Genomic DNA, 18,807 nt, shown 5'->3' on the forward strand with positions numbered 1-18,807 from the left:
CTACTTCGCCGCCTCGAGCAGGGCCGCGATGCCGGCCTTGCGGTCGGTGAGGTTCACGCGCAGCACCGGGCGGTTGTGCGCCGCATCGGAGAGCACCCCGGCGTCGCCGCTGGCCTGGGCGGTGATAAGCCCGCCGAAGCTGTAGGGGCGGCCCGGGATTTCCAGGTCCTCGTGGTGGTCCGCGGTGACCTGCAGGAACACGCCCTGGGCAGGTCCGCCCTTGTGGTACTGGCCGGTGGAGTGCAAGAAGCGCGGGCCCCAGCCGAAGGTCACCGGGCGGCCGGTCTTGGCGGCCAGCGCGTCGCGCAGGCCTTCGAGATCCGCGTCGCCATTGCGGTCGAGGTAGGCCTGCACCGCGAGGTAGCCGTCGTCCGGCAGCGCGGCGGTAAGCTCGTCCAGCGCGCCGGCCAGGGTGGCGGCCGAGGTGCCGAACAGCTCAACGGAGCCGTCCACTGCATCCGGGGCGGACGCGGCCGGGGCGTCGAGCAGCGAACGGGCGGCGACCTTGGCGGCTTCCACGTCCGGCTGGTCGAAGGGGCTGATGCCCAGCAGGTAGCCGGCCACGGCGGTGGCATACTCGAAGATCATGAAGGAGGTGCCCAGCGGGGCGCTGAAGTGCACCGCAGTGGCCTCCTCGTCGATGTCCTCGGGCAGCTGATCGTAGACGTAGAGCGGCAGCACGTCGGCGGCCGGCTCGCGCAGCTCCGGGGCCCCGGGGTGCGCCACCACCGGCAGCACGCCCTTGGAGTCCTTGCCGGTGGATTCGGCGATGAGCTGCTCGGCCCAGTCGCCGAAGCCCGGCAGCGCGTCGCCCACGCCGGCAATGACCAGCTTGTCGCGCCCGGCGGTGGCCATGGCCGCGCCCAGGTGCAGGGCCAGGTTGTCCTCGTCGTCGGTTGCCAGCACGTCGTGCAGCAGGCCGGCTTCCTCGATCAGCGCCTCGATGTCGGCGCCGGCCAGGCCCGAAGGCACCAGGCCGAAGGCGGTCAGCGCGGAGTAGCGCCCGCCCACGTTCGGGTCGGCGTTGAAGACCGCGCGCACACCCTCGGGGTTGTCCATCGGGGAACCCGGGTCGGTGACCAGCACCAGGCGGGTTGCCGGGTCGATGCCGGCGGCCTGGAAGGCGGCGGTGAAGGCGCGACGCTGCGAGTCGGTCTCCACGGTGGAGCCGGACTTCGAGGCCACGACCACCACGGTGCGCTCCAGGTCAGTTGCGAGGATCGGGCGCAGCATGGCCGGGTCGGTGGTGTCGCAGATGACCAGGTCCACCTCGTCGTGCGCGGCGATGACCTCGGGGGCCAGCGAGGAGCCGCCCATGCCGCACAGCACGATGCGGGTCAGGCCCTCGGACTGCAGCTGCTCGCGCAGCTGGAGGATGGCCGGGAGCAGCTGCTCGGCGGCCTCGAAGGGGTTGACCCAGCCCAGGCGGATGGCGGATTCGGCTTCCGCGGCCGGGCCCCAGATGGTGGGTTCCTGCGCCGCGATGCGGCTGCCGATGCGGGCCTCGATCAGCTGCGGAAGCAGCTCGTCGACTGACTTCAGGGCGTCGCCGGAGGTGACCAGACCCAGTTCCATCTACTTTGCTCCCTTCAGGGCCACCGACATGTCCTCGAGCAGCTCGTTCCAGGCGTCCTCGAACTTCTTCACGCCCTCGACCTCCAGCAGGTCCACGATCTCGTTGTAGTCGATGCCCAGGGCCGCGAGCTTGTCCAGCACGCGGTTGGCGGCGTCGTAGGTGCCGGCGATCGCGTTGCCGCGCACCTCGGCCTCGGCCGCGGTGGCGTCCAGGGTCTTCTCCGGCATGGTGTTCACGGTCTGCGGCGCCACCAGCTCGGTGACGTACAGGGTGGACGGGTAGGCGGGGTCCTTCACGCCGGTGGAGGCCCACAGCGGGCGCTGCACGTTGGCGCCGGCGTTGGCCAGCACCTCGTAGCGGGCCGAGGTGAAGGATTCCTCGAAGACCTGGTAGGCCAGGCGGGCATTGGCCACGCCGGCCTGGCCGCGGACCGCCGCGGCGGCCTCGGTGCCCAGGGCGTCCAGGCGCTTGTCGATCTCGGTGTCCACGCGGGAGACGAAGAAGGAGGCGACCGAGTGGATCTTGGACAGGTCCAGGCCCTTGGCGTGGGCCTTCTCCAGGCCGATCAGGTAGGCGTTGATGACCTCGCGGTAGCGTTCCAGCGAGAAGATCAGGGTGACGTTCACGCTGATGCCCTCGGCGATGGTCTCACTGATGGCTTCCAGGCCCTGAACGGTGGCGGGGATCTTGATCAGCACGTTCTCGCGGCCCACGCGCTCGTACAGGGCCTTGGCCTGCGCGATGGTCGGTGCGGTCTCGTGGGCCAGGCGAGGGTCCACCTCGATGGACACGCGGCCGTCGAAGCCCTTGCTCGACTCGTAGACGCCCTTGAACAGGTCGCAGGCGGCGGCGACGTCGTCGCTGGTGATCTCGGTGATCGCGTCTTCCACCGAGTGGTGGCGCTGCGCGGCGATGGCATCGCCGTAGACCTCGGCGTTGGACAGCGCGGCGGCGAAGATCGCGGGGTTGGTGGTCACGCCGACGACGTTCTTCTCTTCGATCAGCGCAGCCAGCGATCCGCTGGTGAGCCGTTCGCGGGACAGGTCATCGAGCCAGATGGATACTCCGGCGTCGGACAGTGCCTGGGTGTTGGGGTTGCTCATGATGTGTGCTTGAGTTCCTTAGTTGGCGGCGTTCTGGACGGAGGTTTCGGCGGCGGCCACCACGGCTGCGGTGGTGATGCCGAACTCCGAGTAGAGCTTCTTGTAGTCGGCGGAGGCGCCGAAGTGGTCCAGCGAGACGATTTCGCCGTGGGCGCCGACCAGTTCGCGCCAGCCCTGGGCCACGCCGGCCTCGACCGAGACGCGGGCGGCGACGGCTGCGGGAAGCACCGATTCGCGGTAGGCGGCATCCTGCTTGGCGAACCATTCGTGGCTCGGCAGCGAGACGACGCGCGCGGCGATGTTCTTGGCTGCCAGCTCCCCGCGGGCCTCCACTGCCAGCTCGACCTCGGAGCCGGTGGCGATCAGGATGACGTCGGGGGTGACCTCGGCGCCGTCGCGCACCGCCTCGGCCAGCACGTAGCCGCCCTTCAGGGTGCCTTCGGCGGAGCGGAAGCCGGCGGCCGAACGGTCGTAGATCGGCAGGTTCTGGCGGGAGAGCACGATGCCGGACGGGGTGCCGGTCAGCTCCAGCATGCCGCGCCAGGCGTAGGCGACCTCGTTGGCGTCCGCCGGGCGGATCACGTCGAAGTTCGGGATGGCGCGCAGGCTGGCCAGCTGCTCCACCGGCTGGTGGGTCGGGCCGTCTTCGCCGAGGCCGATCGAGTCGTGGGTCCATACGAAGATCGACGGGACGCCCATCAGCGCGGCCAGGCGGATGGCCGGGCGCTGGTAGTCCGAGAAGATCAGGAAGGTGCCGGAGAACGCGCGGGTTGGGCTGGAGAGCACGATGCCATTGACGATCGACGCTGCGGCGTGCTCGCGGATGCCGAAGTGCAGCACGCGGCCGTACGGGCTGGCCGACCAGGAGTCGGTCGAGCGGCGTTCGGGCGCGAAGGACTTGGCGGTGTCGATGGTGGTGTTGTTCGAGCCGGCCAGGTCGGCCGAGCCGCCCCACAGCTCGGGCAGCTCATCGGCGATCGCGTTGATGACCTTGCCGGAGGCGGCGCGGGTGGCCATGGTGGAACCGGGTTCGAAGACCGGCAGCTTCTCGGTCCAGCCCTCAGGCAGCTGGCCGGATTCCAGGCGGGCCAGCAGCGCGGCGCTTTCCGGGTTGGCTGTCTTCCATGCGTCGAATTCCTTGTTCCAGGCTTCGTGGGCGGCGGCGCCGCGGACGACGGTCTGGCGCGCGTGGGCCAGCACCTCGTCCTCGATGGCGAAGGTCTTCTCGGTGTCGAAGCCCAGGGCCTTCTTCAGGCCGGCGACTTCTTCGCCACCGAGCTTGGAACCGTGGATTCCGCCGGTGTTCTGCTTGGTCGGCGATGGCCAGCCGATGATGGTGCGCAGCGAGATGATCGACGGGCGGCCGGTCTCTGCCTTGGCGGCGCGGATGGCTGCATCCAGGGCGGCGACGTCTTCGACGTATTCGCCGGTTTCGGTCCAGTCCACGCGCTGGGTGTGCCAGCCGTAGGCTGCGTAGCGGCCCAGGACGTCTTCGGTGAAGGCGATGTCGGTGTCGTCTTCGATGGAGATCTTGTTGTCGTCGTAGATGACGACGAGGTTGCCCAGTTCCTGGTGGCCTGCCAGCGAGGAGGCTTCGGAGGTGACGCCTTCCTGGAGGTCGCCGTCCGAGGCAATGACGTAGATGGTGTGGTCGAACGGGCTGGTGCCGGCCGGTGCGTCGGGATCCAGCAACCCGCGCATGCGGCGCTGGGAGTAGGCGAAGCCCACGGCGGAGGCAAGGCCCTGGCCCAGCGGGCCGGTGGTGATCTCGACGCCGGCGGTGTAGCCGAACTCCGGGTGGCCGGGGGTCTTGGCGCCCCAGGTGCGCAGGGCGGCGATGTCTTCCATTTCCAGGCCGTAGCCGGAGAGGAACAGCTGCAGGTACAGGGTCAGCGAGGTATGGCCTGGGGAAAGGATGAAGCGGTCGCGGCCGATCCAGTTCGGGTCCTTTGGATCGTGGCGCAGGTGCTTCTGGAAGATCAGATAGGCAGCAGGGGCCAAGCTGATGGCGGTGCCGGGGTGGCCGTTGCCTACTTTTTCAACAGCATCTGCCGCCAGGACACGGGTGGTGTCAATGGCTTTACGGTCCAACTCGGTGAGGGAGAACTCTTCTACTAAGGATTCAGTCGCCACTGCGGCGTTCCTTCCATTCAGGCTTGGACGGGAGAAATACTCCCGCTGACACGCAATACGCCGTCGGTCCTATGTACCCGGTGTTCGAGCTTAGAGGGGTCATTGGTCGCGACGGCGCAATCAGGTTCAACTCTATCGCGAAACGCCCATTTGATGCGCGGGTTAAGCAAGATGACACCCAAAGATTTGTAACCGCGAGCAACTCGTTGCGTTTGCCGGCGCGTTTTGTGCCCGTTGCCGGCAGTTCAGGAGCGGCTCGTCGGGCTGATCGGACTGGACGAATCGTGTCCGGGAAGACGTGGCGAGCGGTTTGGTCAGCGTACGGCAGCGGCGTGCCGCATCGTCTCCATACCAAGGAACGGGAACCTTTGAACAAGATCTATAATTTGTGCGTGAACAGCCCACTATGTTTGAATTTTGTTGGTTAATGGCCAATGCGATCGGGTTCCAATGATTTTCCGGCCCATCGGGTGGCTGGGTGCGGGCGGGATGATGTCGATGGGCGGATTTCATGACCTGCTTTGGCGTCGCGCGGCGGCGGATCCGTTGCGCGGGGCGAATCCATTTGTTGAAGCGCTTGGGTTCGCCAGCAATGTTGCGGCATGGACTTTGCGTTCAGCGATGGTCTGTTGATCGTGTGCCAGTGGGCGCGCGCTCGGCCTGCATGAGACGCCATGTTGACTCAAATCACCTTGTTTCGGCCGAATCCCTGATTGGGGAGAGTTTCTTTCAATTTCTATAACACGTAGAATGGTTGTGTCTGTCCTTGTACCCTGCGAAGAACTGAGTGCGTTTAATTGAAGACTCAAAGTGTCGCCGACTTGTCAGTGCCACGCGCATCGCGCCAGCCTGATGAATCCACCGGCGACTTTCTGAAGCGCAAGGCCAGTGCCTACCTCGCACTGACCAAGCCTCGCGTGATCGAGTTGCTGTTGGTGAGCACGCTTCCAACCATGATCTTTGCCCAGCGCGGATTCCCTCCGGTCTGGCTCATGGTTTCCACCATTGTTGGCGGTGCCATGGCCGCTGGCGCTTCGGGCGCATTCAACTGCTACATCGATCGCGACATGGACAAGCTCATGAAGCGAACCAAGGGCCGTCCGCTGGTTACCGGCGACCTGACGCCCAAGGAAGCGCTGATCTTCTCGTGGACCCTGGCTATCGCTTCGCTGGTGGTGCTCTGGGTGGGAACCAACCCGCTGACCACCGCGCTGGGGCTTGCGGCGATCCTGCTGTACGTCGTTCTGTACACCATGATTCTCAAGCGCCGCACCGCGCAGAACATCGTCTGGGGCGGTATTGCCGGGTGCATGCCTGTGCTCATCGCTTGGGCGGCCGTCAAGGAAACCATCGAATGGCCTGCGATCATCCTGTTCCTGGTGATCTTCCTGTGGACCCCGCCGCACTACTGGCCGCTGTCCATGAAGTACGCGGACGACTACAACGCGGCATCGGTTCCAATGCTGGGTGCCATCGCCAATGCGCGCCGCGTTTCCGTTCAGGTTGTGCTCTACGCATGGGCCACCGTGGTGTGCTCGCTGCTGCTCGTGCCGCTGGGTGACGCGGGAATCGTCTACACGGCGATCGCTGGCGGCGCCGGCGCGTGGTTCGTCTACGAATCCCATGTGCTCTACCGCGAGGCGCAGCGCGACCACAAGCCAGCCGAGGTCAACCGCAAGGCCATGAAGGTCTTCCACATCTCGATCACCTACCTTTCGATCGTGTTCCTGGCCTTGGCCATCGACCCGTTCGTGGGAAGCCCGCTTTTCGACTAGGACTTCTCCCGCGCTTCAAGCATCCGGTGCTGAATCATTTGATTCAGTGCCGGATGCTTGTTTAACGCCGATTCGCAACAGAAACGAACCTTGCCCTACTATGCAAGTCTTGTTATGCAAGGTAAGGTTCCAAGCATGGAAGAACAGGGCGAGAAGATTGCGACGAATATCCGCAAGGGCGTCTTGGAATACTGCGTGCTGGCTTTGCTGGCGCAAGGAGACAAGTACGGCCTTGAGCTCGCCGATGAGCTGGTAGAGCGCAATCTGACGGCCAGCGAGGGAAGCCTCTATCCCTTGCTGGCGCGGATGAAAACTGCGGACCTGGTGACCACTCGGTGGGAGGAAAGCGATACCGGCCGGCGGAGGAAGTATTACGCGATGACCGATCGGGGAGCATCGCACCTGCGTCAATTCGATGCGGTATGGAACGAAATATCTGGGCAAGTAGGCGAACTACTCGGGAGACGACATGAACATGACTGAGAACCATGGTGCTGTAGGCAAGTATCTGGAAGCGCTCGACCACGAGTTGCGGAAGGTTCCTCCAGCGCGGCGCGAAGCAGTCGTCGCCGACCTTGCGGAGCATATCGACGAAGCCAGGGAACGCGGCCGCAGCGATGACCAGATCATCGCCGGCCTCGGGCCGGTTCAGGCCATCGCCGCCGAGGTCCAGGCGGACTTCGCCGATGGAGCCGTGGAAATGGAGCAACGCGCGAAGCGCAAGGTTCTGGGCTTCATTGCACTTGCGGCGGGAGTGCTGGCCGCAGTGGTCGACACGTGGATCTACCCGTCCTTGAATGTTGATGAATTCTGGCCGGATTGGTTGCATTCGAGCGCGATTAACTACGATGCGAGCACCCGATTCGGAGCGGGTTTGATGCTGCTCTTCCTGCTTCCAGGCCTCATGGTTGCGGCGGGATCCATGATGAAATCTCCAGCTGCGCGCATCTGCAGGACGGTCGCTGCGGTGATCGTGACGGCATTGCCCTTCGTGATCGGCTTCAACCTCGGAGTCTTCTACCTGCCGCTGATCGTGGCCGCGTGGATGATCGTTGGAGTATCCTACCCTCGGCAACAGCGGGCTCAGGGCCGCAGGCACCTGCCCTTGCGGATGACTGCCGGGCTAGCAGCGGGAGTCCCTGCCGCGGCGCTGCTGGCCGGCCTGGCCACCGGAACCGTGGAGACCGGGGTGCTGGGGATTGCAGTGCTGGCGGTTTTGGTCCTGGCCGCCGTGGGAGCGATTCTGGGCCTGCGCGCAGCCTACTGGGTCTTGGCGGCGTGCGGTGCGCTGTTGCTGGTCGCGTCGGTCTTCGACATGGGTATGCTGGTGCTCGGCTTCTGGATCGCGGGGACGATCTATTTCTTTGCTGGGCTGGCAGGGTTGCTGCGGCTCCAACCCGCGCCAAAGGCCTAGGAAAAGTTGCGCATAAACAACGGGCGGCTCCCAACAATACGTTGGGAGCCGCCCGTCGTCGTAGGGGAAGGGAACTAGTCCTGGTCGATGCGCGCGGACTTCGGCATCAGGCTCGAACGATCCCAGACGTTGGTCGCTGCGACCATGAGCATGCTGGCTCCGAGCATGTGCAGCAGCACCAGGACGACCGGCAGGCCGTTGAAGTGCTGGATGTAGCCGATGGCTCCCTGGACCAGGATGACAACAACCATCCACCAGCCGGCCGCACGAAGCTTCGGATTGTTGGACGTGCGGTAGGCGAGCACCATGAAGGCGATGGTCGCGAGGATCAGCAGGTACACCGGACCGGTATGCAGCGGGGTGACGATGCGCGGATCAAACAGGTGGCGCGGTGCATCGGCGTCCCCCGCGTGCGGGCCGGTGCCGGTGACGATGGTGCCCATGATGATGGCGATGCTCGCCAGAAGCAGCACCAGGGTGCCGACCTGCGCGATGGCCTTGGTCGTGGCCGGCGCTTCGTCACGCTTGAGTTCGCGGCGGGTGCGGTTGACCAGGATGGTGGCCAAAGCGACCAGCGATGCCGAGAGCAGGAAGTGCAGCGAGACAACCCACGGGTTTAGGCCGGTCAGCACGGTGATGCCGCCGATGACACCCTGGCCAGGAATGCCGATTAGCAGCACCAGTCCCAGCTTGTACAAGGTGGAGTGGGTCTTGCGCATATTCCAGATCGAAACCAGGAAAGCGATGGCAATGACCAGAAGGACAAAGGTCAGCAGTCGGTTGCCGAACTCGATCAGGCCGTGGATACCCATCTCTGGGACCGGGGTCATGGAACCGGGCACGCAGTTCGGCCACTGCGAGCAGCCCAAGCCTGACTTGGTCAGGCGTACTGCGCCACCGGTGACGATGATGCCAATCTGGGAGATCAGTGATGCGATCGCCAGACCGTGAACGAGGCGGGTTACCTTCGTCGGCAGCTTATCGGCCCAGCTCTTTGCGGCTAGGTCTGAAGACATGAGAATCATCCCTTTTGGCTTGGTGTGGTGGTTAGTTCCATTTGAACTTCTTGATAGCAGCGAATGAGCCGGCAGCGGCCCACAGCACCAGGAAGATCAGTCCGGGAAAATTGAAGTGCCCGTTGATCAGTGCATCGCGCATGGCATCGCCCAAAGCTGCCGACGGCAGTGCGCTCAAGGTGGGCTGCAGCCATTCCGGGGCCATGCTCAGCGGATAGAGGACGCCGCCGGCGCCTGCGAGCAGGATCCAGGCCAGGTTGGTGATGGCCAGCGTCGCTTCCGGGCGGACGGTTCCGGCGATCAGCAAACCCAGGGAGGTGAAGGCCGCGGCGCCCAGGAGCAGGAAGAGGATCCCGGGAATAATGCCCCAGGGATTCGGCTGCCAGCCCATCAGCAGCGCCACGGCGCTGATCAGGACCGCCTGAATCACCAGCACGGTCAGCACGGCGATGACCTTGCCGAAAATGAGTCCTGTTTTGCCCAGCGGGGTGGTGGAGAACATTCTCAGCACCCCGTAGCGGCGGTCGAACCCGGTGCCGATGCCCTGGCCGGTGAATGCGGTGGAAATGACGCACAACGCCAGGACTCCGGGCACCGCTGCATCAATGGTGCGCTCGGCGATATCCGAAATCAGATCCGTGAACGTCAGGACAAAGAGGGCGATCATCGGCATGACCACGGCCAGGATCAGCTGCTCGCCGTTGCTGAGCATCTGGAGCGCTTCGTACTTGCCCTGGATCAGGATGCGCTTGAGCGGTGAAACCGCGTTGGACTCGGTGCTGACCTGGGTCATGCCTGTTCCTCCTTCTGCGCAAACTCGAGGAAAACATCTTCCAAGCTGCGTGACTGCAAGTTCAATTGGGTCGGCAGGATCGATTCCCTGGCCCACCAGCTGGTCAGCCAGTTCAGGTGTTCGGGGGTCGTCACGCCGTCCAAGCGGTACTGTCCGGCCGAGGTCTCCGCAAGGTACAGGCCAAGCGGTGGTTGGGGGAGTGCGAGCCCTGCAGTGGCGCTGAATGAGACCGGACGTGCATCGTGGCCCTCTTCCGCCCTGGCGATGAGCTCCGAGACGGTGCCCTGCGCAACGGTGCAGCCCTTGTCGATGATGTACACGTAATCGCTTAGGCGCTGCGCGTCATCCATGAGGTGCGTGGTCAGCACGATCGCCTTGCCGGCGTCGCGCAGCTCCGAGATCAGGTCGAAAACGACTTGCCGGGACTGCGGATCGAGTCCGGCGCTCGGTTCGTCGAGGAACAGCACTTCCGGATCTCCGGCCAGGGCCAGAGCCAATGCCACCCGCTGCTTCTGGCCGCCCGAGAGGCGGCGAATATTACGCGATCCGAAGGATTCCAGATCCAGGCGTTGGATCAACGCGTCGATGTCCACCGGGTTCCGGTAGAGCGAAGCGACATGGCGCAGCAGCGGCACCGGCCGCATCGACGGGGGGAGCCCGCCGTCCTGCAGCATGACGCCGACGCGTGCCCGAAGTTCCGGGTTGTCGCCGTAGGGGTCCTGGCCCAGCAGTTCGATGGAACCGCCATCCGGACGCATCAGTCCCTGGGCGCAGGCCAGGGTCGTGGACTTGCCGGCGCCGTTGGAGCCCAGCAGCGTGGTGATTTGCCCCGGGTAGGCCTTGAGCGAGACCGATTCCAGGACTCGCAGCATGCGATTATCCAGGGCCGGAACTGGACCTAAATCTTTGGCCAGCTCATTAATGACGAGGCTGGGGGTTACAGAAGACACCACAGCATTCTACGTCATGTCGAACTCTCCAGCCTGAGTGGTTGGTCACCATCACTCGAGTTGTCGGCGCCAACGCGAGAGAATTGAAGATGTTAGAAGCAGTTCGAAAACCGCGTATCTTCTAGGCGGGAAAGCCCGTCCTTAGTAAGTCCTTCCTTACTAGACTGATCGCGAAAATATACGCATGATTGTGTTGTGTATTCATCTAATTCAAACTCAGTGAGTAGCTCGACCAGCGTCGTCGCCGGCGCTGCGGGTGATACAGAGGAACGCACGCGCGACCGGGTCCTGAACGCTGTTCTCGAAGATGGGCCGGTCAGTGCAGCCGAGCTTGGCAGCAAGCTTGGCTTCACACCCGCGGCGGTCCGCCGTCATCTTGACGCCCTGTCCAAGGCAGGGCTCGTCGAGGTAAAGCTCGTGGCCAACCAGAAGACGGGTGCTGGCCGCCCGTCCCGCAGATACGTGCTCTCGCACCGAGGGCAGGCCAAGCTTGGCAACGATTACTTGGAAATCGCCACCGATGCACTGAAGGTGCTCGGTGAGGCAGCCGGCGAGGATGCGATCCGCAAGTTTGCCCGCGATCGGTTTGCGGCGATGGAAGACCGCTACGCCAAGGCCCTGGCCGGCGTGGAAGGCCTGGAAGCCCGGGCTGACGTTTTGAGCGAACTGCTCAGCACGGACGGCTTTGTCGGGTACACCCGCAAGGTCGACACCAAGGTGGCTACGGCCCTGATGCATAGCGTCCAGCTTTGCCAGGGGCACTGCCCAATACAAGACTTGGCACGGGAGTTTCCGGTGTTTTGCGACATGGAAACCGAAATGTTCGCCCGCTTGATCGGGGTTGATGTGCGTAGGCTCTCAACCTTGGCCGGAGGCGGACACGTGTGCACGACCCACATCCCTGTGGGGCGTGAAAAGGCGCCAATGCGCGCCGAGAAGAGAACTCGAATTCAGTTCACGAAGCAGGAGAGGCCGCGATGACGGATCAGATTGCACAGGAGTCTGCAGACCCAGGTGTAATTTCCGAGATTCTGGAAAAGAACCCTGAACTCCAGGGAATCGGTAATTACGAATTCGGCTGGGCCGATAAGAATGACGCCGGAGCCAACGCGCGCCGCGGTGTCGACAAGGATGTAGTAGCTAACATCTCCGCTCTGAAGAACGAGCCGGAATGGATGCTGAACCTCCGCCAGAAGGCACTGAAGTACTTCGACCGCAAGCCGATGCCTACCTGGGGTCCAGACCTCTCGGGCATCGACTTCGACAACATCAAGTACTTCGTGCGTTCCACCGAGAAGCAGGCCACCAGCTGGGACGACCTGCCCGAGGACATCAAGAACACCTACGACAAGCTGGGTATCCCGGAGGCTGAGAAGCAGCGTCTGGTTTCTGGTGTTGCCGCGCAGTACGAGTCCGAGGTCGTCTACCACCAGCTGCGTGAGGACCTTGAGGCCCAGGGTGTCATCTTCCTTGACACCGACACCGGCCTGAAGGAACACGAAGATATCTTCAAGGAGTACTTCGGTTCGGTTATTCCGGCTGGCGACAACAAGTTCGCTTCGCTGAACACCGCGACCTGGTCGGGCGGTTCCTTCGTGTACGTCCCGAAGGGCGTCCACGTGGAGATCCCGCTGCAGGCCTACTTCCGCATCAACACGGAAAACATGGGTCAGTTCGAGCGCACCCTGATCATCGCCGACGAGGGCTCCTACGTCCACTACATCGAGGGTTGTACCGCCCCGATCTACCAGTCCGACTCGCTGCACTCCGCAGTGGTCGAGATCGTCGTGAAGAAGAACGCCCGCGTTCGCTACACCACGATCCAGAACTGGTCGAACAACGTGTACAACCTGGTGACCAAGCGCGCCGTCTGCGAAGAGGGCGCCACCATGGAATGGGTCGATGGCAACATCGGTTCCAAGGTCACCATGAAGTACCCGGCCGTCTATCTGGTCGGCGAGCACGCCAAGGGCGAGACCCTGTCCATCGCCTTCGCCGGCGAGGGCCAGCACCAGGACACCGGTTCGAAGATGGTCCACATCGCCCCGAACACCTCCAGCGCCATCGTGGCCAAGTCGGTAGCCCGCAACGGCGGCCGCTCGGCGTACCGCGGCCTGGTCCAGGTGCAGGAAGGCGCCAAGGGCACCAAGAACTCGGTCGTCTGCGACGCGCTGCTGGTTGACCAGATTTCGCGTTCGGATACCTACCCGTACATCGACGTCCGCGAGGACGACGTGACCATGGGCCATGAGGCAACCGTTTCCCGCGTTTCCGAGGAACAGCTGTTCTACCTGCAGTCCCGCGGCCTGGCCGAGGACGAGGCCATGGCAATGATCGTGCGCGGCTTCGTCGAGCCGATCGCGCGCGAACTGCCAATGGAATACGCGCTGGAACTGAACCGCCTTATTGAACTTCAGATGGAAGGATCGGTCGGCTAAGAATGTCGGAGACCACCACCCATATCCCGGAAGAGAAGTCGCGCATCGGCGCACCATCGATTCCCGGTTTCACCGAAGAGGGCGAAAACCTTTCGCCGATCAACGACTCCAACGGCTCCCCGCTGGGCGGCGCTTCATCGAAGGCGCACAGCCACGGCGGCGGCGTAGGCGTTCCGGACTCCTCGCGTGCAGGCCGTCTGACCAGCTACAACGTCGAGGACTTCGCCAAGCTGACCGGCCGCGAAGAGGACTGGCGCTTCACCCCGCTCAAGCGCCTGAAGGGCCTGCACACCGACGAGCTGACCGGTGCCGCCCCGAAGGTCGAGCTGACCGGCAGCGATGCAGTCGTGCTGACCGAGGTCGCCGCCGATGACGTGCTCAACGGCATCGCCCACACCCCGGATGACCGCGTCTCGGCCAACGCCTGGAAGTACGCTTCCAGCTCGCAGGTCGTCACCGTTCCGAAGGGCGCCGAAGGCGTGCAGGCCACCCTGCGCATCACCGGCGAGTCGCTGGATGCCGCCGCCCAGCACATCATCGTGGTTGCCGAGGAGAACACCGAAGCAACCATCATCCTGGACCACGTCGGCTCCGCCGTGCTGGCGCAGAACATCGAATTCGATGTCCGTGCCGACGCCCGCCTGACCGTGATCTCGCTGCAGGCCTGGGAGAACGACGCCGTCCATGCTTCCTCGCAGCAGGCGCTGGTTGCCGCCGGTGCATCGTTCAAGCACATCGCCGTCACCTTCGGTGGCGACCTGGTGCGCGTGAACCCGTCGGCACGCTTCACCGGCGAACGCGCCGAGATCGAGCTGTACGGCCTGTACTTCGCCGATGCCGGCCAGCACCAGGAGCACCGCCTGTTCGTTGACCACGCCGTGGCCAACTGCAAGTCCAACGTGCTCTACAAGGGTGCGCTGCAGGGCAAGGACGCGCACACCGTATGGGTCGGCGACGTGCTGATCCAGAAGGCCGCCGTGGGCACCGACTCCTACGAAGCGAACCGCAACCTGGTGCTGACCGACGGCGCACGCGCCGACTCGGTGCCGAACCTGGAAATCGAAACCGGCCTGATCGACGGTGCGGGACACGCATCGACCACCGGCCGTTTCGACGACGAGCACCTGTTCTACCTGATGGCCCGCGGCATCGACGAGAAGACCGCACGCCGCCTGGTGGTTCGCGGCTTCCTGAACGAAATCGTTCAGCAGATCGGCGACGAAGCTCTGCAGGAGCGTCTGACCGAGACCATCGAATCCGAACTGGCTGCAACTGACAACTAGTCAGTGCCTGTCTTCATCAGCTTTTAGAAAGAAACGGAACGACGTATGTCTACTCTGGAAATCAAGGACCTGCACGTCTCGATCGACACCGAGCAGGGCTCCAAGGAAATCCTCAAGGGTGTTACCCTGACCATCAACACCAATGAGACCCACGCAATCATGGGCCCCAACGGTTCGGGCAAGTCGACCCTGGCGTCGACCATCGCCGGTCACCCGCGCTACAACGTCACCAGCGGTTCGATCACCCTGGACGGCGAAGACGTGCTGGAGATGAGCGTTGACGAGCGCGCCAAGGCAGGCCTGTTCCTGGCCATGCAGTACCCGGTCGAGGTTCCGGGCGTGACCATGACCAACTTCCTGCGCACCGCCAAGACCGCTATCGACGGCGAAGCCCCGAAGCTGCGTACCTGGACCAAGGACGTCAAGGAAGCCATGGGCAAGCTGAAGATCGATGCCGACTTCGCACAGCGCAACGTGAACGAGGGCTTCTCGGGCGGCGAGAAGAAGCGCGTCGAGATCCTGCAGCTGGAACTGTTCAAGCCGAAGTTCGCCGTGCTGGACGAGACCGACTCCGGCCTGGACGTCGACGCACTGAAGATCGTCTCCGAGGGCGTCAACCGTGCCCAGGAGGAGAACCAGATGGGCACCCTGCTGATCACCCACTACACCCGCATCCTGCGCTACATCAAGCCGGACTTCGTGCACGTGTTCGTGGATGGCAAGATCGCTGAACAGGGCGGCCCGGAGCTTGCCGACCGCCTGGAAGAAGAAGGCTACGACCGTTACCTGAACGTCAACGCCTAGTTAGGAAAGTTCCCATGAGCGAAGCTACGGAACAGAGCAAGGGCTCCACGACTACTCCGCTGGAGGACGTCGAAGAAGCACTGAAGGACGTCATTGACCCGGAACTCGGAGTCAACATTGTCGACCTGGGGCTGCTCTACGGATTGAAGTACGCCGAAGACGGCGCGCTGGTCCTGGACCTCACCCTGACCACCGCCGCCTGCCCGCTGACCGACATCATCGAGGAGCAGGTAGCCTCCGCGCTGGAGAGCGTCGTCGACGATCACCGGTTGAACTGGGTCTGGATGCCGCCTTGGGGTCCTGAACGGATCACCGATGACGGACGCGACCAGATGCGAGCCCTCGGGTTCAACATCTAGTCACGGCTGAGCCACAAAGGCGCCGCACGAATTTCGTTTCGTGCGGCGCCTTTTGCCATCTGCTGTCGGCTCGCGGTACGGCTGCAGGGGCAAAATCTCTGCCCATTTCGACTCAGTGGGACTGGCGGTGGCAGGCGGCGCGAAGCCGTGCGTATAGTTCCCTGTATTCCAGTGAGGGCTAGCTCACATAGAGTGCGACAGGGGAGAGAATCGTGACAGAAACGACGCACGCAACCGCCAAGCTGGTTGCCAAGCCCATTGAGGACATTGAAGAAGCGTTGCGGGATGTCATTGACCCGGAACTCGGTGTGAACATCGTTGACCTGGGCCTCGTGTACGGGTTGCGCTTCGCCGAGGACGGTGCCCTGGACATCGACATCACGCTGACCAGCGCGGCTTGCCCGCTGACCCCGGTCATCGAGGACCAGGTGGAAAACGCCTTGCAGAGCCTCGTCGAGGCCTACCGCCTGAACTGGGTCTGGATGCCGCCATGGAGCCCCGAACACATCACCGAAGACGGCCGCGACCAGATGCGCGCGCTGGGCTTCAACCTCTAATCCTGCTTACTGGGCATCGATTCGAAGGCGACTGCGCTTCCGGTGCCTCCTGCGGCGGCCATCAACGCGACGGCACGCTGGCCCGGGGTGCGGGCCTGCTGGGCCTGCCAGAATAAACGGGTGACCAGGACCGCTCCGCTGGCCCCGTAGGGATGCCCGAGGGCCAAGGCTCCGCCTTGGCGGTTCACCCGGTGTTCGCCAATGCCCAATTCGTCCAGGCAGGCCAGCGCCTGCACCGCGAACGCCTCATTGAATTCAATCAGCGCGTCGCTGCGCGTGGGATCCTCGCCGAGCAGGCGGACCAGATTCCGGTAGGCGGGCGTCGCCGCCATGCCGAGGATTTCCGGATCGCTCGCTCCGGAGGCCGCGCCGAGGTAGCGCAGGGCAAAGTCAGGTTCCAGCTGTTCGAGCATCCGCTCGCTGGCCAGCACGACCGCGGCCGCGCCGTCGTTGATCGGGCAGGCGTTGCCCGCTGTGACGCTGCCTCCAGGCACGAAGGCCGGCTTGAGCGCTGCGAGCTTGCGCGGGGTGAGCCCCGGGCGCGGGCAGGTGTCGGCCTCGACCAGCCCGTCTGAAGTCGGGATGCCCACCAGCTCGGCGCTGAATGCCCCGGATTCCATGGCCTGCAGCGCCTTGCGGTGGCTGTCCAACGCGAACTTGTCCTGCCGCTGCCGGCTGATGCCGTAGCGCTGCGCGATATTCTCCGCCGCGACTCCCATGTCCGGGTCCGGATCGGGAACTGGCGTGAAGCGCGCCCGCGAATAGAGCCGCGGCTGCATCATGGGATCGGTCTGCTTCTCCACGCGCCACGGCGCGGTGCTCGCGGATTCAACACCTCCGGCAATCACTAGGTCCGCTTCGCCGCAGCGGATCATGCGCGCCGCCGCCGCGATGGATTCCAATCCGCTGGCGCACTGCGCATCCACGCTGGTGGCCGGAACCGTCTGCGGCAGCGCCGAGGCGAGAGCCGCAACCCGGGCAATGTTCCCGCCCGGTCCGGCGGCGTTGCCGGCATAAACATGGTCCACGGCCTGGGGTGCAATGCCCGTGCGTTGCAGCAGCGCATCGACCACGGTCCCGAGCAACCTGTCCGCGGTGATCCGGGTGAACTCCTTGCCTGCGCGGACAATCGGAGTGCGCGCGGCGCCGATAATGTAGGCGTGATTCATCTCAGGGCCACCTTCGCTAGGTCGGGAATACTCGAATCGGGAAGTTCGGCGTCGGCGATCTTTCCGCTGGAAGTCATCGGCCAGCGTTCAAGAAATACCAGTTCGCGGGGGATCTTGTAGCTCGGCAGCAGCTCGCGCAGCCGGCCGGCAAGCTCCGGGCCCGGCTGCGGTTCCGTGCAGGTGTAGGCCAGCAGCGTTTTGCTGCCGCCGCGCAAGGACATGCGGATCCGCACGTCCGCCAGGCCAAGCCGTGCGAAGGCCTGCGCGATTTCACCCGGATGCACGTTATTGCCGTTGAGGTTGAGCATCGCTCCGCCGCGTCCGTGAAGTTCCAATCGGCCATCGTCGAGCAGCCGCCCGAGGTCGCCGACGCTGGTGGAGGCTCCGCACCGGTTGATGCACACGGCGCCGGAAGAATCGTAGCCTTCGGCGTTGAACGGGCTGTCTACGAAGATCGCGCCCCCGGGCGAAGCCCCCTCCTCACGGTGGATGTGCACCTTCACCCCGGGGAACGGAATGCCAATGAAGTTTCCGGCGGGCTCTTCGCCTGGTTCGCGGTGGCGGTAGGCAATCAGGCTGTGCTCCGAGCTGCCGTAGTATTCGGTGCAGGCCGTCGCAGGGGTATCGGTGAAAATCGTCTCCACCGTGGGGGCGGGCAGCGGTTCACCGCCGCTGACCACCGTGTTAAGCGAGTCCAGTGCGCCGTCGGGGGACGCATCGAGCAGCCGCTGGATGATCGTCGGGACCGAGACGATGCGGGTGCAGGCGTACCTTCCAAGCAGGGTGCGGGCCGTATCGGTGTTCCAGCGTCCGCTGGCCAGCAGGGTTCCACCGGTATGCAGCGATTCGACCAGCGCGTACAGTCCGAGCCCATGGGATATCGGCCCGGGGCATAGGGTGAGCGCGGCGGGAACTGCGCCGAGGATCGCGGCGCCCGAGGACAGCGACTGCTGCCATGAGCCCTGGCTGCGCACGATCGCCTTGGGCTCGCCGCTGGATCCGGAGGTGCAGATGACCAGCAGTTCGCGCTCTGCAGAGGCCGGCCGGACCGGGTGCAGGGGACCTGCGCCGTCAACTGGAACCGAATGGGTGGAGAAACCAAGGTTTTGGAGCACAGCTGCGTGCTCCGGGGCGGTGACCACCAAGGAGGCTCGGAGCCGTCGGGCGGTTGCTGCTAGCTGTTCCTGCGGCCAGGCTGGATCGAGGACAACCAGCGACTTTCCGGCCAGAACCGCCGCATGGAACCCGACCGCCATGGCCACCGGGTCCTGGGTATGGATGCCCACGCGCAGGCCCGGGTGCCGGCGAAGGCGCGTGGATAGACCTTGGGCCCGAAGCATCAGCTGGCCGAAGGTCAGTTCCTCCTTGGCGGAGGCCACTGCGATCCGGTCCGGCGTGCTTCGAGCCCAATGCTCCACGGCAAGCGAGAGATCCACG

17 protein-coding genes are annotated in these 18,807 nt (G+C 64.2%); 9 read left to right on the forward strand and 8 right to left on the reverse strand.

The genetic code is table 11. From position 1 onward, the window contains the following. From DFO58_RS03690 to tkt, 3 genes are read right to left on the reverse strand one after another with little or no spacing between them, the layout of a single operon-like run. A complete protein-coding gene (locus DFO58_RS03690; protein ID WP_120989302.1) occupies positions 1 to 1,575 on the reverse strand; it encodes a glucose-6-phosphate isomerase in 1,575 nt (524 codons plus the stop codon). After that, positions 1,576 to 2,679 (reverse strand): transaldolase, encoded by a 1,104-nt coding sequence (tal, locus tag DFO58_RS03695; RefSeq protein ID WP_120989303.1) that lies wholly within the window; start codon positions 2,677 to 2,679, stop codon positions 1,576 to 1,578. Positions 2,680 to 2,697: 18 nt separating this feature from the next. Beyond that, positions 2,698 to 4,812: a transketolase gene (gene tkt / locus DFO58_RS03700; protein WP_120989304.1), complete on the reverse strand. Its 2,115-nt coding sequence runs from the start codon at positions 4,810 to 4,812 to the stop codon at positions 2,698 to 2,700. An 821-nt stretch (positions 4,813 to 5,633) separates the two neighbouring features. Here tkt and DFO58_RS03705 point away from each other — a divergent pair. The 3 genes from DFO58_RS03705 (at position 5,634) to DFO58_RS03715 (ending at position 8,001) form a co-directional block, all read left to right on the forward strand. Next, on the forward strand, positions 5,634 to 6,587 hold the full coding sequence (locus DFO58_RS03705) for a heme o synthase (RefSeq protein WP_183043093.1): 954 nt from the start codon (positions 5,634 to 5,636) through the stop codon (positions 6,585 to 6,587). A 135-nt stretch (positions 6,588 to 6,722) separates the two neighbouring features. After that, positions 6,723 to 7,070 (forward strand): PadR family transcriptional regulator, encoded by a 348-nt coding sequence (locus DFO58_RS03710; RefSeq protein WP_047120766.1) that lies wholly within the window; start codon positions 6,723 to 6,725, stop codon positions 7,068 to 7,070. Continuing rightward, positions 7,063 to 8,001 (forward strand): DUF1700 domain-containing protein, encoded by a 939-nt coding sequence (locus DFO58_RS03715; protein WP_183043094.1) that lies wholly within the window; start codon positions 7,063 to 7,065, stop codon positions 7,999 to 8,001. Before DFO58_RS03710 ends, DFO58_RS03715 begins: the two co-directional genes overlap by 8 nt. A gap of 74 nt (positions 8,002 to 8,075) precedes the next feature. On the opposite strand, the gene DFO58_RS03720 is transcribed toward DFO58_RS03715, so the two are convergent. The 3 genes from DFO58_RS03720 to DFO58_RS03730 are packed head-to-tail and all read right to left on the reverse strand — an operon-like array spanning position 8,076 to position 10,763. Beyond that, on the reverse strand, positions 8,076 to 9,017 hold the full coding sequence (locus tag DFO58_RS03720) for a COX15/CtaA family protein (RefSeq protein WP_113606553.1): 942 nt from the start codon (positions 9,015 to 9,017) through the stop codon (positions 8,076 to 8,078). A gap of 31 nt (positions 9,018 to 9,048) precedes the next feature. Further along, a complete protein-coding gene (locus DFO58_RS03725) occupies positions 9,049 to 9,810 on the reverse strand; it encodes an ABC transporter permease (RefSeq protein WP_120989307.1) in 762 nt (253 codons plus the stop codon). After that, positions 9,807 to 10,763: an ABC transporter ATP-binding protein gene (locus DFO58_RS03730; protein ID WP_053798290.1), complete on the reverse strand. Its 957-nt coding sequence runs from the start codon at positions 10,761 to 10,763 to the stop codon at positions 9,807 to 9,809. The genes DFO58_RS03725 and DFO58_RS03730 overlap by 4 nt, the downstream gene beginning before the upstream one ends. A 216-nt stretch (positions 10,764 to 10,979) precedes the next feature. On the opposite strand from DFO58_RS03730, the gene DFO58_RS03735 reads away from it, so the two are divergent. From DFO58_RS03735 to DFO58_RS03760, 6 genes are all read left to right on the forward strand, one after another. Continuing rightward, positions 10,980 to 11,741, forward strand: a complete 762-nt coding sequence (locus tag DFO58_RS03735) for a metalloregulator ArsR/SmtB family transcription factor (RefSeq protein WP_244910782.1) — start codon at positions 10,980 to 10,982, stop codon at positions 11,739 to 11,741. Next, on the forward strand, positions 11,738 to 13,198 hold the full coding sequence (sufB, locus tag DFO58_RS03740) for a Fe-S cluster assembly protein SufB (protein ID WP_047119328.1): 1,461 nt from the start codon (positions 11,738 to 11,740) through the stop codon (positions 13,196 to 13,198). The genes DFO58_RS03735 and sufB overlap by 4 nt, the downstream gene beginning before the upstream one ends. Before the next feature lie 2 nt (positions 13,199 to 13,200). Then, complete coding sequence (sufD, locus tag DFO58_RS03745; protein WP_047119327.1) at positions 13,201 to 14,481, forward strand: Fe-S cluster assembly protein SufD; 1,281 nt, start codon at positions 13,201 to 13,203, stop codon at positions 14,479 to 14,481. A 45-nt stretch (positions 14,482 to 14,526) separates the two neighbouring features. Beyond that, positions 14,527 to 15,285 carry a Fe-S cluster assembly ATPase SufC gene (gene sufC, locus DFO58_RS03750; protein WP_047119326.1) on the forward strand — a complete coding sequence of 253 codons (759 nt, stop codon included), beginning with the start codon at positions 14,527 to 14,529 and terminating at the stop codon, positions 15,283 to 15,285. Positions 15,286 to 15,299: 14 nt separating this feature from the next. Continuing rightward, the gene (locus DFO58_RS03755; protein WP_047119325.1) at positions 15,300 to 15,644 is read left to right on the forward strand and encodes a metal-sulfur cluster assembly factor; all 345 of its coding nucleotides are present in this window, start codon (positions 15,300 to 15,302) and stop codon (positions 15,642 to 15,644) included. A 212-nt stretch (positions 15,645 to 15,856) separates the two neighbouring features. After that, positions 15,857 to 16,201 (forward strand): metal-sulfur cluster assembly factor, encoded by a 345-nt coding sequence (locus tag DFO58_RS03760; protein WP_047119324.1) that lies wholly within the window; start codon positions 15,857 to 15,859, stop codon positions 16,199 to 16,201. Here the strand turns inward: DFO58_RS03760 and DFO58_RS03765 are convergent. Further along, entirely contained in the window at positions 16,198 to 17,370 is a 1,173-nt protein-coding gene (locus tag DFO58_RS03765; protein WP_047119323.1) for a thiolase family protein, read from the reverse strand. The two genes, DFO58_RS03760 and DFO58_RS03765, sit on opposite strands and share 4 nt — an antisense overlap. Next, on the reverse strand, positions 17,367 to 18,806 hold the full coding sequence (locus tag DFO58_RS03770; protein WP_120989308.1) for a class I adenylate-forming enzyme family protein: 1,440 nt from the start codon (positions 18,804 to 18,806) through the stop codon (positions 17,367 to 17,369). The genes DFO58_RS03765 and DFO58_RS03770 overlap by 4 nt, the downstream gene beginning before the upstream one ends. Between the last annotated feature and the right edge of the window lies 1 nt (position 18,807).

Origin of the sequence: Arthrobacter sp. AG1021, assembly GCF_003633665.1 — a bacterium.
Classification (GTDB): Bacteria; Actinomycetota; Actinomycetes; order Actinomycetales; family Micrococcaceae; genus Glutamicibacter; species Glutamicibacter soli.

What these genes read in the sequence shown, in the direction of transcription:
- sufC (WP_047119326.1), top strand. Translation starts at nt 14,527, where the DNA reads ATGTCTACTCTGGAAATCAAGGACCTGCACGTCTCGATCGACACCGAG.
- sufD (WP_047119327.1), top strand. Translation starts at nt 13,201, where the DNA reads ATGTCGGAGACCACCACCCATATCCCGGAAGAGAAGTCGCGCATCGGC.
- tal (WP_120989303.1), bottom strand. Translation starts at nt 2,679, where the DNA reads ATGAGCAACCCCAACACCCAGGCACTGTCCGACGCCGGAGTATCCATC.
- DFO58_RS03765 (WP_047119323.1), bottom strand. Translation starts at nt 17,370, where the DNA reads ATGAATCACGCCTACATTATCGGCGCCGCGCGCACTCCGATTGTCCGC.
- DFO58_RS03710 (WP_047120766.1), top strand. Translation starts at nt 6,723, where the DNA reads ATGGAAGAACAGGGCGAGAAGATTGCGACGAATATCCGCAAGGGCGTC.
- sufB (WP_047119328.1), top strand. Translation starts at nt 11,738, where the DNA reads ATGACGGATCAGATTGCACAGGAGTCTGCAGACCCAGGTGTAATTTCC.
- DFO58_RS03755 (WP_047119325.1), top strand. Translation starts at nt 15,300, where the DNA reads ATGAGCGAAGCTACGGAACAGAGCAAGGGCTCCACGACTACTCCGCTG.
- DFO58_RS03690 (WP_120989302.1), bottom strand. Translation starts at nt 1,575, where the DNA reads ATGGAACTGGGTCTGGTCACCTCCGGCGACGCCCTGAAGTCAGTCGAC.
- DFO58_RS03720 (WP_113606553.1), bottom strand. Translation starts at nt 9,017, where the DNA reads ATGTCTTCAGACCTAGCCGCAAAGAGCTGGGCCGATAAGCTGCCGACG.
- DFO58_RS03725 (WP_120989307.1), bottom strand. Translation starts at nt 9,810, where the DNA reads ATGACCCAGGTCAGCACCGAGTCCAACGCGGTTTCACCGCTCAAGCGC.
- DFO58_RS03715 (WP_183043094.1), top strand. Translation starts at nt 7,063, where the DNA reads ATGACTGAGAACCATGGTGCTGTAGGCAAGTATCTGGAAGCGCTCGAC.